1 protein-coding gene and 1 pseudogene (1 of these 2 cut by a window edge) are annotated in these 1,347 nt (G+C 30.2%); both read left to right on the plus strand.

Annotated features, from left to right (window positions below; all coding sequences use genetic code 11):
- Positions 1-78 precede the first annotated feature (78 nt).
- Positions 79-369, plus strand: coding sequence for a CDC48 family AAA ATPase (locus tag LUA84_RS05115; protein ID WP_231434536.1), 291 nt, complete (start codon positions 79-81; stop codon positions 367-369).
- 166 nt (positions 370-535) lie between these two features.
- Positions 536-1,347 (plus strand): annotated as a pseudogene (locus LUA84_RS05120) (AAA family ATPase); its annotated part runs 152 nt beyond the window's last position; the annotation flags it as partial.

The following is a 1,347-nucleotide window of genomic DNA, read 5'->3' on the forward strand; positions in this document are numbered from 1 at the left end:
TAATGAAGCTATGAAAGAGCTTGGACTATAAGAATTGGAGATATTGTTGAAATTGAAGGAAAGAAAAAAACAGTTGCAATTGCCCAATTATTACCTCCACAAGATTATGGTCTTGGAATAATTAGGATGGATGGTATTATAAGAAAAAATGCAAATGCTATATTGGGAGGATATGTTACTGTTAGGAAAGCTAATGTAAGAGAAGCACAAAAAGTTGTATTAGCTCCAGCAGCAAAGGGAGTTATATATCAATTTAATACAAGTTATATAAATTCTATAAGAAGATTACTAGATGGAAGACCAGTTGTAAAAGGAGATAATATTGTTATATTGACAGGATATAGAAAAAAATTTGATTTATTAGATTAAGAAGTGGATTTTCAATATTTCCAGATCTAATTNNNNCTTTTGGATTTTCAAATNNNCTTAAATTTAATGTTATAAATGTAGTTCCAAAGGGTGCGGTAGTTNNNACTAAAAATACAGAATTAGAAATATTGCCACATGCTGTAGAAACAAAGGGAGAAATACAGAAGTTACTTATGAAGATTTTGGTGAAGGAAGAAATTGTTCAAAAGGTGAGAGAACTTGTAGAATTACCATTAAAGTATCCAGAATTATTTGAAAAACTTGGTAAGAACCTCCAAAAGGTATATTATTATATGGTCCTCCAGGTACTGGTAAAACATTATTAGCAAAGGCAGTTGCAAAAGAAAGTGGAGCATATTTTATTGCAATAAATGGTCCAGAAATTGTATCAAAATATGTTGGAGAATCTGANAAAAGATCAGAGGAGAATTTGAGGAAGCAAATAAAAATGCGCCTTCAATAATATTTATAGATGAAATTGATGCAATTGCACCTAAAAGAGAAGAATCAATTGGAGAAGTTGAGAGAAGATTAGTAGTTTAATTATTAACATTAATGGATGGATTAAAATCAAGGGGTAAAGTAATAGTTATAGCAGCAACGAATAGACCAGATGCTGTAGATCCTGCATTGAGAAGACCTGGAAGGTTTGATAGGGAAATAGAAGTTCCTGTACCAAATGAACAAGGGAGATATCAAATATTAAAAGTCCATACCTAGAAATGTTCCTCTAGAAAAAAAAGAAGGAGATAAATTTATATTCTTGTCTGAGGAAGAAAAAGATAAATTAATTAAAAAATTAGCTTCAATTACATATGGTATGTATCTGCAGATCTTGCTGCTTTAGTAAAAGAAGCTGAAGAATGCTTANNNNAAGAAAATTACCAGAAATAGAAAAATATGAAAATAATATACCACAGGAAATTTTAGATCAAATGGTTGTTACTGAGGAAGATTTTATGAATGCATTAAAAGTTG

It is taken from the genome of Candidatus Nanopusillus massiliensis (genome assembly GCF_920984865.1).